This is a genomic window from Pseudonocardia sp. OZ21, assembly GCF_059359135.1.
Genome location: NZ_JCADBN010000003.1, coordinates 129,262 through 144,321, shown reverse-complemented (window position 1 = coordinate 144,321; position 15,060 = coordinate 129,262). Strand labels below are relative to the sequence as shown.

At 72.8% G+C, this 15,060-nt stretch carries 10 protein-coding genes and 1 pseudogene; 6 read left to right on the top strand and 5 right to left on the bottom strand.

The genetic code is table 11. From position 1 onward, the window contains the following. Window positions 1-4 precede the first annotated feature (4 nt). Window positions 5-3,157, bottom strand: coding sequence for an ATP-binding protein (locus AC5L35_RS07510; RefSeq protein ID WP_495058826.1), 3,153 nt, complete (start codon window positions 3,155-3,157; stop codon window positions 5-7). Window positions 3,158-3,247: 90 nt separating this feature from the next. Here AC5L35_RS07510 and AC5L35_RS07505 point away from each other — a divergent pair, with 90 nt between their 5' ends. Further along, window positions 3,248-3,865: a class I SAM-dependent methyltransferase gene (locus tag AC5L35_RS07505; RefSeq protein WP_495058825.1), complete on the top strand. Its 618-nt coding sequence runs from the start codon at window positions 3,248-3,250 to the stop codon at window positions 3,863-3,865. A gap of 84 nt (window positions 3,866-3,949) precedes the next feature. Next, a complete protein-coding gene (locus tag AC5L35_RS07500) occupies window positions 3,950-4,507 on the top strand; it encodes a GNAT family N-acetyltransferase (protein WP_495059250.1) in 558 nt (185 codons plus the stop codon). 118 nt (window positions 4,508-4,625) lie between these two features. On the opposite strand, the gene AC5L35_RS07495 is transcribed toward AC5L35_RS07500, so the two are convergent. Further along, on the bottom strand, window positions 4,626-4,874 hold the full coding sequence (locus AC5L35_RS07495) for a DUF1049 domain-containing protein (RefSeq protein WP_495058824.1): 249 nt from the start codon (window positions 4,872-4,874) through the stop codon (window positions 4,626-4,628). Between the two features lie 484 nt (window positions 4,875-5,358). Here AC5L35_RS07495 and AC5L35_RS07490 point away from each other — a divergent pair, with 484 nt between their 5' ends. Both AC5L35_RS07490 and AC5L35_RS07485 read left to right on the top strand, forming a co-directional pair. Then, window positions 5,359-6,747 carry an FAD-binding protein gene (locus AC5L35_RS07490; RefSeq protein WP_495058823.1) on the top strand — a complete coding sequence of 463 codons (1,389 nt, stop codon included), beginning with the start codon at window positions 5,359-5,361 and terminating at the stop codon, window positions 6,745-6,747. Window positions 6,748-6,762: 15 nt separating this feature from the next. Further along, window positions 6,763-7,275, top strand: a pseudogene (locus AC5L35_RS07485) (GrpB family protein); the annotation flags it as partial. An 18-nt stretch (window positions 7,276-7,293) separates the two neighbouring features. On the opposite strand, the gene AC5L35_RS07480 reads toward AC5L35_RS07485, so the two are convergent. Beyond that, the gene (locus tag AC5L35_RS07480; protein WP_495058822.1) at window positions 7,294-7,734 is read right to left on the bottom strand and encodes a DoxX family protein; all 441 of its coding nucleotides are present in this window, start codon (window positions 7,732-7,734) and stop codon (window positions 7,294-7,296) included. 91 nt (window positions 7,735-7,825) lie between these two features. After that, a complete protein-coding gene (locus tag AC5L35_RS07475; protein ID WP_495058821.1) occupies window positions 7,826-8,278 on the bottom strand; it encodes a DoxX family protein in 453 nt (150 codons plus the stop codon). A 326-nt stretch (window positions 8,279-8,604) separates the two neighbouring features. On the opposite strand from AC5L35_RS07475, the gene AC5L35_RS07470 reads away from it, so the two are divergent. Further along, window positions 8,605-9,450 carry a patatin-like phospholipase family protein gene (locus AC5L35_RS07470; protein WP_495058820.1) on the top strand — a complete coding sequence of 282 codons (846 nt, stop codon included), beginning with the start codon at window positions 8,605-8,607 and terminating at the stop codon, window positions 9,448-9,450. A gap of 29 nt (window positions 9,451-9,479) precedes the next feature. Further along, window positions 9,480-10,451 (top strand): 1-acyl-sn-glycerol-3-phosphate acyltransferase, encoded by a 972-nt coding sequence (locus AC5L35_RS07465; protein WP_495058819.1) that lies wholly within the window; start codon window positions 9,480-9,482, stop codon window positions 10,449-10,451. Window positions 10,452-10,688: 237 nt separating this feature from the next. On the opposite strand, the gene AC5L35_RS07460 is transcribed toward AC5L35_RS07465, so the two are convergent. Then, the gene (locus AC5L35_RS07460) at window positions 10,689-15,044 is read right to left on the bottom strand and encodes an HAD-IC family P-type ATPase (RefSeq protein ID WP_495058818.1); all 4,356 of its coding nucleotides are present in this window, start codon (window positions 15,042-15,044) and stop codon (window positions 10,689-10,691) included. Window positions 15,045-15,060: the final 16 nt, after the last annotated feature.

Genomic DNA, 15,060 nt, shown 5'->3' with positions numbered 1-15,060 from the left:
GGGATCACGGCCGTGCCCGCAGGGCATGAAGGGCGGCTCCCCGCAGCTCGTCGCGACCCAGTCCGGCGTACCTCGACACCGCGTCGAGGTACGCCGGACCGTCGGCCTGTTCGGCCGCGGCACGGGCCCGGGCGGAGGACATCGTCGGCTGGAACGTCCGGACGAAGTGGAACCGCTCGGCGAGGGCGACGAGCCGCACCCCCGACGCGGTCGCGCGGGTGTCCCCGAAACGCCGTCCACGATCGAGATCCACCATCGCCATCGCCAGCAGGAGCGCACCGTGCAGCGGTAGCTCGACGAAGTAGGCAGGCTGCCGCTCGGCGGGCTGCGCGAGCATCGTCGTGAGCGTCCGCGGCAGCTCCTCGGTGATCTCCTCGATGAGATCGAGCCGGCTGTGCCTGGCGTGAGCGACGACGGTGGCGGCGAGGACCTCGACCAGCCATGGCCCCACACCGACGGCCCCCTCCGCGGGATGCCGCAGGTGATCAACCGTGCAGCGCCAGAGCTCCAGACCGGCGTCGACCTCGCCCCGGAGGAGCAGGATCTCCGCGCGCGCGATGAGGTCCTCGCGGAAGGGGGAGGCCGTCTCGTCCGTCAGGTCGGCGGTCGCCTCCTTCCACCGGCGCTCCGCCTCGTCGACGTCCTCGAGCTGCAGGTCGGCGAGGATCAGCGACCACCGGACGCCGGTTTCGAACAGCCCCATCTCCTCGAGCAGCTTGGCCTCATCGAGGTGGTGCCGAACCTCGCCACCGCGCTCCTCCTGCAGGAACAGCTCGGAGAGCCGGGCGTGAGCGGTCGCCCGGAGCCACGGGGTCGCCGGTCCCTCGAACGCGGCCGCCATCCGTTCGGTGGCCGCCACGGCGCCTGCCCGATCGCCCTCGTGCTCCCGGATGTAGCTGGCGAGGCCGCTCGCGATCCCGGCGAGGCACGGCTCGAGGCTGGTGCACATCGCGTCGAGCGCCGTGCGGTCCGGGCCGGCGAGCTCCCGGACCTGCAGGAGCACTGCTGCGACGGCGCGCATCGGCGTGTCCGGCGGAGCGGGAGGAAGCCGCTGCAGCACCACCAGCGCGCGCACCGCCCGGGGTCCTTCCATCATGAACGTGCTCGTGGCGGAGATCGCGGCAGCCGTCCGCGTGACCTCGACGAGCTCGGGGGCGGGCCGGAAATGCGACAGGATCCAGGCGGTCTCCTCGACCAGCGCCGCCAGGCGGGCGTGGTTGGCCTCGACGAGCCACAGGGTGGCCAGCACGGCCGTGACGGCCGCGACGGTGGCGCCGTCGCCGCGGGCGAGCCCCAACCGCAGTGCCTGCACCAGGTTGTCCTGCTCGGCCCGGATGCGAGCCGCGGCTCCGACGGGGTCGGCGCCCAGCGGCGACTCGTGCTGCGCGATGCCGAAGTCGCGGGCCCAGGCGAGGAGCCCGTCGACGGCGCGCTCGTCCTCGCCTGCCTCGTGCCGGCGCGCGGCGCTGAACTCCCGCACCGTCTCCAGCATGCGGAAACGCGTCCCCGACGGGGTGTCGGTGACCTTCAGCAGCGACTGGTCGACCAGGTCCTCCAGGACGGCGAGCGTGCCGTCGCCGCCCAGGAGGTGCTCCGCGGCCTCGGCCGCGAACCCGTCCGGGAAGATCGACAGCGTCCGCATCGCGGTGCGGTCCGCGGGGTCGAGGAGGTTCCAGCTCCAGTCCACCACGGCGTGCAGGGTGCGATGTCGCTGCGGTGCGTCCCGCGGCCCACCCTGCAGCAGCGCGAAGCGGTCCTCCAGGCGCCGGGCGATCTCGGCGACCGACAGCACCCGCACCCGGGCCGCGGCCAGCTCCACGGCGAGCGGCAGCCCGTCGAGGTGCCGGCACAGCTCCACCACGGCCGCGGCGGGGAGATCGACGCCGGGACGGGCGGCCCGCGCCCGGCTGCGGAACAGCTCGACCATGGTCGGCAGGTCCAGCTCCGGCAACGCGTACACCGACTCCGACGAGAGGCCGAGCGGGGCGCGGCTCGTGGTGAGCACGCGCAGCTCGCCGGTCATCGAGACCAGCGCCTGTACGAGCTCGGCGGCGCCGTCGAGGACGTGCTCGCAGTTGTCCAGCACCAGCAGCGCGGGCCCGGTCCCCAGAGCGCCGATGAGGCCGCTGAGCACATCCGGCTGGAGGGTGCGATGCGCGAACGGCGCTCGCCGCGACTCGCGGACGTCGAGTACCGAGGCGACCTCGGCGGCCACGTCGTCGTCCGTCGCGACGCCGGCCAGCCCGACGAAGTGCACGACGCGCTGCTCCGCCTGCCGGCTCACAACATGGGCGAGCCGCGTCTTGCCGAGGCCGCCCGGTCCGACGATCGAGGTCACGCGGGACACCCGCAGCAAGGTGGCCACCGCGACGACGTCGTCGTCGCGGCCGAGCAACGCGTTGGGCTCGTGCACGACCCCGTGCCGGACGGTGGGTGCCTGGCCCTGCAGGAGCTGCTGGTGGAGGGCCTGCAGCGCCGGGCCCGGGTCGGTTCCGAGCTCATCGCGCAGCCCCCGGCGGTAGGCGTCGTACCGGGCCAGCGCCGCCGAGGGTCCGGCCGTGGCCGCCTCGCAACGCAGCAGTTCCAGCAGCACCTCCTCGTCCCGCGGCCGCTCCAGGGCGAGCCGGGCGAGCCCGTCGAGCGCGTCGACGTGGCGGCCCAGGCGGGAGAGCGCCAACGCCCTGGCCCGCACCAACGCCCGGTACGTCGGCAGCCGCTCCGCGCGCAGGGCCGACACCGGATCGTCCGTCACGGCGTCGCCGTCGGCGCTGCCCTCCCACAGCGCGAGCCCCGCCTCCGCCTGCGCCAGCGCGGCGGCGTGGTCGCCTGCCCTCGTGTGCTGAGCGCTCGCCGCCGCGCTGAGCAGGACCGCCGATGCGTCGATCTGCTCCTCGCCGAGGGCCAGCCGGTAGCCGGTGGGTGTGCTGACGATGACGGCAGCACCCACCAGGGCGCGGGTACGGGAGACGAGCACCTGGAGTGCTTTCGTCGGGTTGTCCGGCTGCTCGTCCGGCCAGAGCCCGTCCACGAGCCGGGCGGTGCTGCAGCCCGTACGCAGGTCGCCGGCGAGCAGCGCGATCAGGCTGCGGAGCCGAGGGCCGGTGATCTCCTGGCCACGGAACGCGACCCGCGGCAGGAGGGCCAGCTCGGTGGGCACCCACGTAGGTTAGAGCGGGAACCAGGCATCGCCGACAACGGTTGCGGACGGGACCTGTGCCACCGCGTCCGGGTGCGGCAGGCTGGCCGGGTGATCGACTGGATCCGCTGGCACGGCCACTACGACGACCCGAGCAGCCCGCTGTCGCAACGACTCATCGCGGTGCGGCAGCAGATCCACCTGGCGCTCGAGCGCGCTGCTCCGGGTCCGATCCGCCTGCTCTCCCTGTGCGCGGGCCGGGGCCAGGACGTCCTGCCCGTTCTCGCGGCCCACCCTCGTGGCGGCGCCGTCACGGGTCGCCTGGTGGAGCTCGACCCGGACCTCTGCGCCGCGGCTCGCTCAGCGGCGCCGTCCGGGATCGAGGTCGTGCAGGGCGACGCCGGCACCACCACCGCCTGCGTCGGTGCCGCGCCTGCGGAGGTGCTGCTGTTGTGCGGGATCTTCGGCAACATCTCCGACGAGGACGTCGCCCGGACCGTGGCGGCCGTCCCCTCCCTGCTCGTGACAGGGGGAACGGTCATCTGGACCCGCCACACCGATGCGCCGGACCTCACCCCGCGCCTGCGGTCATGGTTCTCCGAGGCCGGGGTGGAGGAGACGGCGTTCGTCACCGGGCCGCACCCCGGATGGGCCGTCGGCGCCGGTGTGCTCCAGGCGCCGTCCACACCCCTCGTGGCGGACGGCCGCCTGTTCGCGTTCACCAGGTAGAGGGCGGGAGTCAAGCCCTCTACTTTGCATACAGTATGCCGTAACGTGTCGGCGGTGACCGATGCCTGGAAGCACCGTCCGACGATGTCCGGGGAACACGTCCGGCTCGAACCACTCACAGCGGAACACGCCGGAGGCCTGTACAAGGCGGGTTCCGATCCAGCCGTATGGACCTGGCTCGCCGTCCGCCAGCCCGACGACATCGGGGGGATGCGCACGCTCGTCGACAACATCCTCGCCGACGGCACCCGGCTCGCCTGGGCGCAGGTGGATGCCGCGACCGGGGAGGTCGCCGGCACGACGTCCTTCTATCAGATCGACGCGAACCACCGGATCCTGTCGATCGGTCACACCTGGATCGGCAAGCCGTGGCAGCGCACCCCGCTCAACAGCGAGTCGAAGCTGTTGATGCTGCGCCACGCGTTCGAGGAACTGAGTGCCAACCGGGTCTCGCTGGAGACCGACATCCGCAATGAGGCCTCGCAGCGCTCGAACGAGCGTCTCGGCGCGCAGCGGGAAGGCGTGCTGCGGGCCCACCGGATCCGGCCGGACGGCACGCTGCGCGACACCGTGGTCTATTCCGTGATCGCCGAGGAGTGGCCGGCCGTGCGCGAGAGCCTGGTGGCGCGCCTCGCCCGCTGACCGTGGAGGCTGCGGCGGCGGGCACCCCGACGGGGCGCAGGCTCCGACGATGAACGGTGCTCGCCGCTGTCGTCTGCTCGTACGCGGCTACCCGCGAACCAGGTGACCGGGCGCGGCCTCAGCGCCGCCGTCGCCAGACGGCGCCGACGATGACGCCGACGACGAACATGGCCGTGAGGGCTGCCCACAAGGGCATCACGACGATCGGGATGATCACCCGGATGGCCGCCGGTTCGCGGTTCTCGATGATGAACACGAAGGTGAGGAGCACCAGCACCGCGCCGACCAGAACCCGGGCCGATGGCCACCGCCTGCTCCGATCGGCCCGCTTCGACGATGCCCGCCCCTGTGCTGCCGGGTCGGTCATCGCGGGTCCGTGGATGTACTCGGCCGCCCCGCTGCAGGAGATACGTCGTGGGTCGCCATAGCCGGTCCCATCCCCGTCGTGTCCGGCCGTGGTTCGACCGGGCGTGGGACGCCACCTTCACCCGGTCGGCGGGGCGGCGGATCATCCGAAAAGTGTGATTCGGGTTCTGTCCGGTGCTCGTGGCCCTCGCCGAGACGGTGCCGGCCGGCCTCGAACCGGCACCGCGGGCGGCCCGGACCACTTTCCCATTTCGGTGGAATCCGGGATGAGTCGGCTGCATCATCGGTCGACCCGAAACTGTTGCGATCTTCATCACCGCGGTGGCGTCTGGTTTCGCTGACCTCCACCCAGCAGGCTGATGGAGCGCGCTGATCGTGGATGCCTTTCCGCTGCAGACCGACCTGCCGGTGAGAAGAGGTTGCACCGGCGCGGCAGACGCACGTTGCTGGTGTCCATTCTCATCACACGTCTGGAAGTGATGGCGTTGGCTTCCGTACTGAGTTCCCCGCATGCTCTCGCGGCCGCCGTCGACGGCCCGGTTCTTCTTCCCGGGGATGACGGTTACGCCGAGGAGGTGGCCACCGTCAACCTTTCCGTGCGCCATCGGCCCGCGGCGGTCGTGGGCGCCGCCGGCGCGTCCGACGTCCAGGCTGCCGTGCGCTTCGCGGCCGCGCACGAACTTCCCGTGGCCGTCCTCCTGACCGGGCACGGACCGTCCGTGTCCGTCGACTCCGGGGTCCTGGTCAACACCCGGCGGATGACGGGAGTCATGATCGACCCGGTCGCCCGGACCGCCAGGGTCGAGGCCGGGGTGTGCTGGCAGCAGGTGGTCGACGAGGCGGCGAAATCCGGGCTGGCGCCGCTCGCCGGGTCGTCACCGACGGTCGGCGTGGTCGGGTACACGCTCGGCGGCGGGATCAGCGCCACCATGGGACGCGCGTTCGGATGGGCCGCCGACCACGTCCGCCGGATCGACGTGGTGACGGCGGACGGGCGACTCCGGCACGTGACGCCGGACGTCGAGCCGGACCTGTTCTGGGCACTGTGCGGCGGTAAGAGCAACTTCGGCGTGGTGACGGCGATGGAGTTCACCCTTTTCCCGGTCACGCGCTTGTATGCCGGGAACCTGTTCTACTCCGGCGAGCACACCCGCGAGGTACTGCGCGCCTATCAGACGTTCGCGACGCAGGCGCCGGACGATCTGACGTCGTCGATCGTCCTCCTCCGGATGCCCGACCTTCCGTTCATTCCCGAGTTCATGCGTGGAAAGCTGACCGTCAACATCAGGATCTCCTACCTGGGCTCGAAACACGAAGGTGAGGAGCTGATTGCGTTGTTGCGGGCGGTCGCGCCGGTGCTGCTCGACACGGTCGCCGACATCCGTTACGCGGATTCCGCCGCCATGTTTCCGGACTCCGGCGAGCCCGCCGCCGCGGTCGAGCACTTCGCACTGCTCACCGCGATGACGCCCGCGACGGCCGATGCCATCACGGAGGTTGCCGGTCCGGGCGTCGACTCCCGAATCGCGATCATCGACATCCGCCAGATGGGCGGCGCGCTCGCCGGGACCACCGGCACCCGGAACGCGGTGGGGAACCGCGGCGCGGCCTTCGTCATCTTCGCCCTGACCTTCGTCCCGCCCGATGAGGTCGCAGGGTCCGAGGGGTCCGGCCTGGAACTGATGGAGGGGCTGCGTCCCTGGATCAGCCCCCTGAAGCACCCGAGCTTCCTGTCACCCGCGGACGCTGCGGTGGAGGAGACGCGCAAGGCGTTCGACGACCTGACCTACCAGCGTCTTCGGTCGATCAAGGCCGAGTACGACCCGGCCAACATGTTCCGGTTCAACCACAACATCCCGCCTGGGGGCTCGTAGCGTCATCCTTGGGCGGTGACCGGACCGGAGCAGTGGCCGCGGTGGGCGACGGAACCGGTCGAGGTCGTCGACCACGACCCGCGCTGGCTCCCCCGCGGTGAGCTCGTCGCCAACCGTCTCGACCGGCTCCTCGTGGGGTGGCTCACCCGCACTGTGGAGCACATCGGTTCGACGGCCGTCCCCGGACTCGCCGCCAAGCCGATCATCGACGTGCAGGCGGCCGTCGGCGACTTCTCCTGCGCTCCACTGGTCGCGGATGTGCTGGCTCCGGAGGGCTGGCACTTCGTGCCCGCGGAGCTCGATCAACGGCCGTGGCGTCGCTTCTTCGTGCTCGTCGAGAAGGACCGGCGGGTTGCGCACCTCCACCTGATGATCGACGGAAGTCAGCGATGGGACGACCAACTCGGCTTCCGCGATGCGCTGCGCAACGACGCCGATCTCAGGAGCCGGTACGCCCGGGCCAAGCAGGAGCTGGCGTCCCGGCACACGGACGACCGCGAGGCGTACACCCGCGGCAAGGCCGCGTTCGTCGCGACGGTGGCAGGGTCAGGCGGCCACGTCGGAGCGCTGGGAGCGCTTCCGGGCCGCCAGCACGCCGTCGATGCTGAAGCGACCGGCACCGACCGCCGCGATCAGCAGCGCGACCACGGCGATCAGGCCGACGAGCTCCCAGCCGCCGCTCCGGACGAAGACACCGTTGCTGATGTGGACGAAGAGCAGGGCGCCGACCATGTCCAGCGCGACGAGGATCGCGCCCACCGCGGTGGCCACGCCGACGAGCAGCAGTAGCCCGCCGCCGATCTCGGCGACCGTGGCGTAGAGAGCGGACAGCGTCGGGAGCGGGATGCCCATCGCCTGGAACGACGCGGTGGTGCCGCCGATGCCGTTGGTGACCAGCTTCTGGAGGCCGTGCGCCATGAGCACGACGCCGAGCAGGATGCGGGCGATGAGGACGGCGATGTCATCGGTGGGCTTGGGCAGCGTCATGGGGAGCCTCCGGAGGCACGTGCAGGGATCGGACCGTCGATGTGAGGGGAGGACGCACCTGCGGCGGTCGCCGTCCGTGCTCCTCTCCGCGTCAGGTCGTCCCGAAGGCAGGGGGCTGAGGCACCGACTCACGCGTCCGCATCAGATGGGCGACGCTGTAGCGCCCGGGGCCGGTGGCCGCGATGGCGAGGAGGCCCGCACCGAGCACGCCGACGAGCTCCCAGCCTCCGTCGCCGACGAAGATGCCGTGGGGGATGTGGACGAAGATCGCGGCGCCCGCCATGGTGACGAGCTCCAGCGAGGCGACGAGCAGGGTGGCCACCCCCGCGACCATCAGCACACTGCCGGCGAACTCGACCACCGTCACGAACGAGGCCGAGACGATGGCGAGCGGGATGCTCATGTTCTCGAACCCGGCTGAGGTCTGCCCGATCCCGTCGATCGCCAGCTTCTGGTAGCCGTGGGCGAACATCACGACGCCGATCACGACACGCGACAGCAGCAGGACCCAGTCGCGTGACGGCGCGGGCAGGGATCGGAACATCGGGGACTCCAGGGATGACTCGGTGATCAGCCTGACGAGAGGCTGCTACCAGTCAACTCAGCAGCGCTGTTCCGGCTCCGCCGCCCTGCCGTCGGCGCGGCCATCGAACGGGTGGCAGCGACGAGCAGCAGGCGCAGCGCCGCTTCGTGCGCGACCGCACGTGTCCGGTCGGTCACCCCTTGATCGACACCGTTGGGCGCTCGGCGTCGAAATCCGGTATCACCTGACGCCTTCTGCCTCCCAGGACACTGCGTTCGGGCCGCCCTTTCGTGATCGTGGCCGCCTTGTCCTGTGCCGATCGGTGGCGGCTGGCAGCATGGCGGTCGATGCCTGGCACCGCGATCGTCCTCGGTGGTGGTGGCGTGCTCGGCGCCGTCCAGGTCGGCATGCTCCGCGCGCTCGTCGAGGCCGGAGTGCGTCCGGATCTGGTGCTCGGCACGTCCGTCGGAGCGATCAACGGCGCGGTCTTCGCCGCGCTGCCGCCTGACGACGTGCCCGACCGGCTCACCACGCTGTGGTCCTCGGCCGAGGCCAGAGCCGTGTTCGCGGCGGGCACCATCGGACGGTTGCGGGAGCTCGCTCGAAGCCGGGTGGCTGCGCACCCGTCGACGCCGCTGCGCCGGGCGCTGACCGCCGTGCTCGGGGACCGGCGGATCGAGGATCTCCCGGTGCGCTTCCTGTGCTGCGCGGCCGGTATCGAGCACTCCGCGGAGCACTGGTTCGACCGCGGCCCGATCGTCGACGCGGTCATGGCCTCGGCGGCCGTGCCCGGGCTGCTGCCGCCCGCTGTCGTCGACGGCCGCCACTACATGGACGGTGGCCTGGTCAACAGCATCCCGTTGGGCCACGCCGTCGAACTGGGCGCTGACCGGATCTTCGTGCTGCACGTCGGTCGGGTCGACCAGCCGCTCCGGCCGCCGCGCCAGCCGTGGGAAGTGGCGATGGTGGCCTTCGAGATCGCGCGCAGACACCGCTACGCCCGCGACCTGGCCGCCGTTCCCGACGGCGTCACGGTGCACGTGCTCCCGGCAGGCGAAGGAGCCGCGCCCCGCTGGGACAGCCGCGCCGCGCTGCGTTACCGCGACGTCGGCACCACCGCGAAACGAATCGCCGCTGCGTACCGGGCATCCGTCGAGTACCTGGACGCCTCCCTCGGCAGCGACCACCGGTGACGCCCCCGCCACGCTGGATCCGGCGGACGATGCTGGCACCCGCCATGGTGCTGCTGACCGTCGCGGTGGTCAGCACGCTGCCGATGTGGTTGCTGCTCGCGGCTGCCCTGTCGCCGTTCCTCCCCGGCCGGTGGCGTCCGCTGCGCGTGCTGTGGGTGGCGGTCGTGGCGATGGTGCTCGACAGCGTGGTGCTGGTGGTCCTGTTCGCGCTGTGGCTGGCGTCGGGCTTCGGGCTGCTGGTGCGCACGCCGCCGTTCCAGTACCTGCACTACCGGCTCGTGGGCTGGTACCTGCAGGTGCTCTACGGCGAGGCGGTGCGGGTGCTGCGGTTGAAGGTCGAGGTGGAGGGTCCCGACCCCGACGAGTACCTCGACCGTCCGCTGCTCGTGTTCTGCCGCCACGCCGGACCGGGCGACTCGTTCCTGCTGGTCCACGCGCTCGTGAACTGGTACGCGCGGGAGCCGCGCATCGTCCTGACCGCGGCGCTGCAGTGGGATCCGGCGCTCGACGTGGTGCTCAACCGGCTGCCCACCCGGTTCCTGCCGGCCGGCGGCGGCGAACAGCTGCAGCGCCGGATCGGCGAGCTCGCCACCGCCCTCGACCACAACGACGCGTTCGTGATCTTCCCCGAGGGAGGCAACTTCACCGAGCGCAGGCGGCTGGCCGGGATCAAGCGACTACGGGCACGGGGCCTGGAGCGCATGGCGCGCCGTTCGGAGGCCATGCGCCACGTACTGCCGCCCCGCCCCGGTGGAGTCCACGCGGCGCTGGCCGCGGCTCCCGAGGCCGACGTCGTGTGGGTCGCGCATTCCGGACTCGACCACCTCTACACCTTCGCCGACATCTGGCGGGAGCTCCCGCTCGACGCGACCGTGCGGATGCGCTGGTGGCGGGTGCCGGCGGCCGAGGTGCCGTCCGGTGAGGAGGAACAGGTGGAGTGGCTGTACCAGTGGTGGGCCAAGATCGATCACTGGATCGAGGAGACCCGCCGGCTGCCCTGACAACAACGCCGGTCGGCGATCGGGTCAGGCGGCCGCGGGCTGCAGCGATCCCCAGAAGGACCTGGCGACCCGCACCGCGAGCCGTTCGAGAAGTGCTGCTGCGACCGCGACGAGCACCGCGGTGAAGAATTCGGTCATTGCTTCCACCTTCCGATGACCTGTCGAGGATCGGTGACGGTGGTGAGCGATGGGCACACCTGGGCTGGATGTCCGATGGCGAGCAGATGACGAGCGCGTTCAGCCGGGGGCGACGAGACGCTGCGCCAAGAGTTGTGCGGCGGTGGCCGCCACCGCGGCGGTGAGCGCGATCGCCCACTGGTGCGGCAGGAGTGGCCGCGACCCGACGGCGTGGCTGAGACCGGGAACCTGGACGGCGACGGCGAGCAGCGCCATCGAGCCGACAACCGATGCGGCGACCAGCGGGGTGCGCCCGCGCACGGCGAGGGTCTGACCGAGCTGGGCGCCGACGAGCGCGACGAGCCCGGTGGTGCCGGCCTGCCCCGGCGTGCTGACGGGGCGGCTCACCAGCCATGCGGCGCCTGCGGCGGCCGCCGTGATGGCGGCGCGGACCTGGATGTCGCGGATCAGAGCGCCGCCTAGGGACGTCTCGGGTCCTTCGGCGAGGAGCTGGTCGGGGGTGGCGTGGGGCGGCGGGCGAACGGCGACGGCCATCGCGGGCAGGACGTCGGTGAGCAGGTTGATCAGCAGTAGCTGCCGCGCGTTCAGCACGCCGCTGCCTCCCGCGAGCCCCGTGGCGAGCGTGTAGACGATCTCGCCGAGGTTCCCGCCGAGGAGGATCGACAGGGCGTCGCGGACCGAGGACCACATGCCGCGGCCCTCGACGATGGCGTCGGTGATGGTCTCGATGCGGTCGTCGGTGACCACGAGGTCGGCCGCCTCACGCGCGGCGGGCGTTGCCCTGGCACCCAGCGCGATGCCCACGTCGGCCAGGCGGATGGCGGGGGCGTCGTTGGTGCCGTCACCGGTGACGGCCACCGCGAGACCACGCTGCTGCAGCAGCCGGACGATGCGTGCCTTCTGCGAGGGGCTGACGCGAGCGAACACCGCTGTGCGCGGCAGGGTGTCGGTGAGCTGGGCGTCGGTGAGCTCGCCGAGCTCCACACCGGTCATGACCGTGCGTCCGTTGAGGGCGTCCAGCTCGGCGGCGATGGACTGGGCCGTGCTGGGGTGGTCGCCGGTGATCATGACGATCTCGACGCCCGCGGCGCGCAGGGTCGCCACCGCCTGGGCGGCGGTCGGGCGGACGGGGTCGACGAGCGCGACGAGGCCCCGGAACTCCAGGTCCCGGACGTCGGTCTCGCCCAGCCGGGTCTGGTCGGGGACGCGCCGCTGGGCGACGGCGAGTACGCGGTGCCCCTCCCGTGCCAGGCGGTGCACCTCCTCGTCGATGGCGGCGCGGGTGCCGTCGTCGAGCGGGTGGACGTCGCCCTGCCGCCTGCGCGTGCTGCAGAGCGGCAGCACGACCTCGGGTGCGCCCTTGACGCTGATCCGCTCGCCGCTGTGACCGCGCCAGAGAGTGGCGTGGTACGCGCGGCTCGACTCGAAGGGGAGCTCGTCGAGCTGTTCGACGAGCGCGTGCCCGTTCTCCGCGCTCACCCCGATGGCGTCGGCGCCGCGCAGCACGGCCCGGTCGGTCTGGTGGGTGACCTGGCGCGGGTCGGCGCGGAACGGGCTGGCGCGCACCGCGACGGCGACGACGTCCTGCAGGTCGTGCGGGAGCGGATCGTCGACGGTGGCGGTGGCGGTTCCGTCGGACACCTGCCGGAGGCTGATCCGGCCCTCGGTGAGGGTGCCGGTCTTGTCGAAGCACAGCACGTTCACGCGGCCGAGGGCCTCGATCGTCGACGGGTTGCGCACCAGCGCGCCGCGGACGGAGAGCCGGCGGGCGGCCGCCAGCTCCGCGACCGTCGCCACGAACGGCAGCCCCTCGGGCACGGCGGCCACCGCAAGACTGACCGCTCGGGTCAGCGCCACCCCCGTCGGCTGCCGGCGCAGGAGGTCCACCGCCATCAGCACGACGCCCGCGCCGAGCGAGATGGGGAGGGTGCGGGCCGTGAGCTTGCGCAACCGGATCTCCACGCCGGTCGGCGGCGCCTGCTCGCCGTCATGGTGCAGGGCCCGGCCGGCCTCGGTGCGGGTACCGGTCGCGACGACGGCGGCCTCGGCCCGCCCGGCGGCGACCACCGTGCCCTCGTAGAGCATCGAGCGCCGGTCGGCGACCGTCCGGGCGTTCGTCGCGCGGTTCGACTTCGACACCGGCACCGACTCGCCCGTCAGGGACGACTCGTCCACCTCCAGGTCGTGCCCGGAGAGCACCCGGCAGTCCGCCGGGACCGCGTCACCGGCCTGCAGCCGGATCACGTCGCCGCAGACGAGCTCGTCGGCTCGTAGCTCCACGTCGGACTCGCCCCGGCGGACGAGCACCCGGGACGCACTGCTGTGCCGCAGGGTGCGCAGCGCCCGCTGCGCGGCGACCCGTTGCACCCCGCCGATGAGCGCGTTCACCCCGAGCACGGTGGTGATCAGCAGCGGGTCGAGGATCGAGCCGGTGGCAGCCGAGACCCCGGCGCCTGCGGCGAGTGCGGGGGTCAGCGGGTTGGCGAGCTCGTCCAGGGTGGCCCGGCCGAGGCCGGCCCCGTCGGGGTCGTCGGGCGTGGGCCCCTCGTGGTGGCGCCGCCGCGACTCCACCTCGGAGAGACCGGTCGGCGCGCTGCGCAACGCGCCGAGCACCGCCCCGGCCGACATGGCGTGCCACGGCGTCCGGTCAGCCGGCACCGGGTCGGGGCGCCGGTCGAGCGTCGTCGCCGACCAGACGCCCAGGCCGAGCGCGAGCAGTGCAGCGGTGTGCACGGGGATGGCGGCCCGGCTCGCCGCGCCGGTCGGGGGCCCGAGCACGGCGAGCAGGGCGCCGAACCCCGACCCGGCCGCGGCGAGCTGCGCGGCCCGGCGGCTCACCTGCCGAGCCGCGCTGACGGCGTCCAGGAGCAGGCACACCTCGCCCGCCGATCGGGTCAGCACGTCCGCGGTCCACGGCGGGGTCTGCCGGGGCGCGACGGATCCGATGCCCACGTCGGCGGCGACGAGCGCGCTGTGCTGGTTCCGGCTGACCACGGCGACCACGTGGCCGTCGGCCTGCAGCGCCCGCACCGCGCCGGCCAGCCCGGCCCCGCCGGCCACGGCCCCGTCGAGCTCCAGTCGCCGGGCCAGCTCCACAGGGCCTCCCACGAGGACCAGCCCGGCCCGTGCTGCGGCCGCCACGACCGCCTCGGCGAACGGGTCGAGCGCCGGTGAGACGCCGACGAGGGCGACCGGATCGCCGTCGCGGCGCAGGGTGAGCATGACCGACGACCGCCGGGAGAGCGCGGCGGCGGCGTCGTCCATCCGTTCCGTCGCCTCCGGGCCGCTCGGCTCGACCGCCCATTCGCCGTGCACGCCCGGGTGTCGCGGCCTGCGCACGTCGATCAGGTCGTGGGCGCGCTCGACGAGCTCGGCCGGGTCGGTGCCCTCGCCGATCGGCACCACGTCGTCGATGCCGTGGCGGCCGGTGAGCAGGATTTCCGAGTCCAGCACGATCGTGTCGACGCGGTCGAGCCTGCGCAGCACGTGGCGGTCGAGGACGAGGGCGCCCCTCGCGGCGGCGGCGCGGTCGAGCTGGGCGGCGAACCCCTCCCGCCCCGACCGCGCGGCTTTGGGTGCGCCGAGAGCGAGTGCGGTGGTGACCAGCGGCATCGACCGGGTGGCGGCGAACAGCGCCGCGGCGCCGCCGAGAGCGGCCACGCCGGACCGGTCGGCGACCTTCTCCACCGGTCCTGGCGGCAGGGGCGCCGGGCGGGCGCCGACCGGGTGGGCCGCAGCCCGATGGGCGCCCTCCTGACCGGCGAGAGCGCCGTCCCACGCCGTCCACGCCCGTCGGCGGGCCTGGCTCTCCTGGTAGAGGAGGTAGCGCTGGCAGGCGTCGGCGACCAGCCCGATCGGCCGCTTGCCCAGCCCGTTGGACATCGCGGCGCCCGTGCTGAGCAGCGCCTCGGCGACGGGCTCGCCGACCGCCGCCGCGACGAGTCCGCGCAACCGCGGGGCGGCGTCCACGACCGAGAGGATCGACGACGGCAGCGCGATCGGCGCGGCGGGCAGCGCGCTGCCCACAGTCGTGTAGACCAACCCGACGGCATGGAGGCCGAACAGCGCGGCCTCCTGCAGCGCCCGGCCGGCGGCTCCCGGGTGGTCCTGGTCGGTGTGCGGCTCCGACGCGAGCCCGTGGTCCTCCTCGACCTCCTGCACGAGGTCCAGCACCTCGGACACGGGGAGTAGGTCCGGGTCGAACTCGACCAGCACATGGCCCAGCGCCGCGTTGACCTCTGCCCGGCAGACGCCCTCGTTGGCGAGAAGCCGGTCCTCGATGGCGGTGGTCGGCGCGTCGCCGGTGTGGACTCCGCGGAGGGGAACGTGCACCCGACCGTCCGACACCGAGGTGGCGCTGGACGTGGTGGCCGAGACCAGCTCGGCCACCCCGCTCACCGCGCCGATGACCGTGCCCACGGCACCACCGGCCAGGTTGAAGACGCTCTGCAACACCAGGGCCTCACAGCCA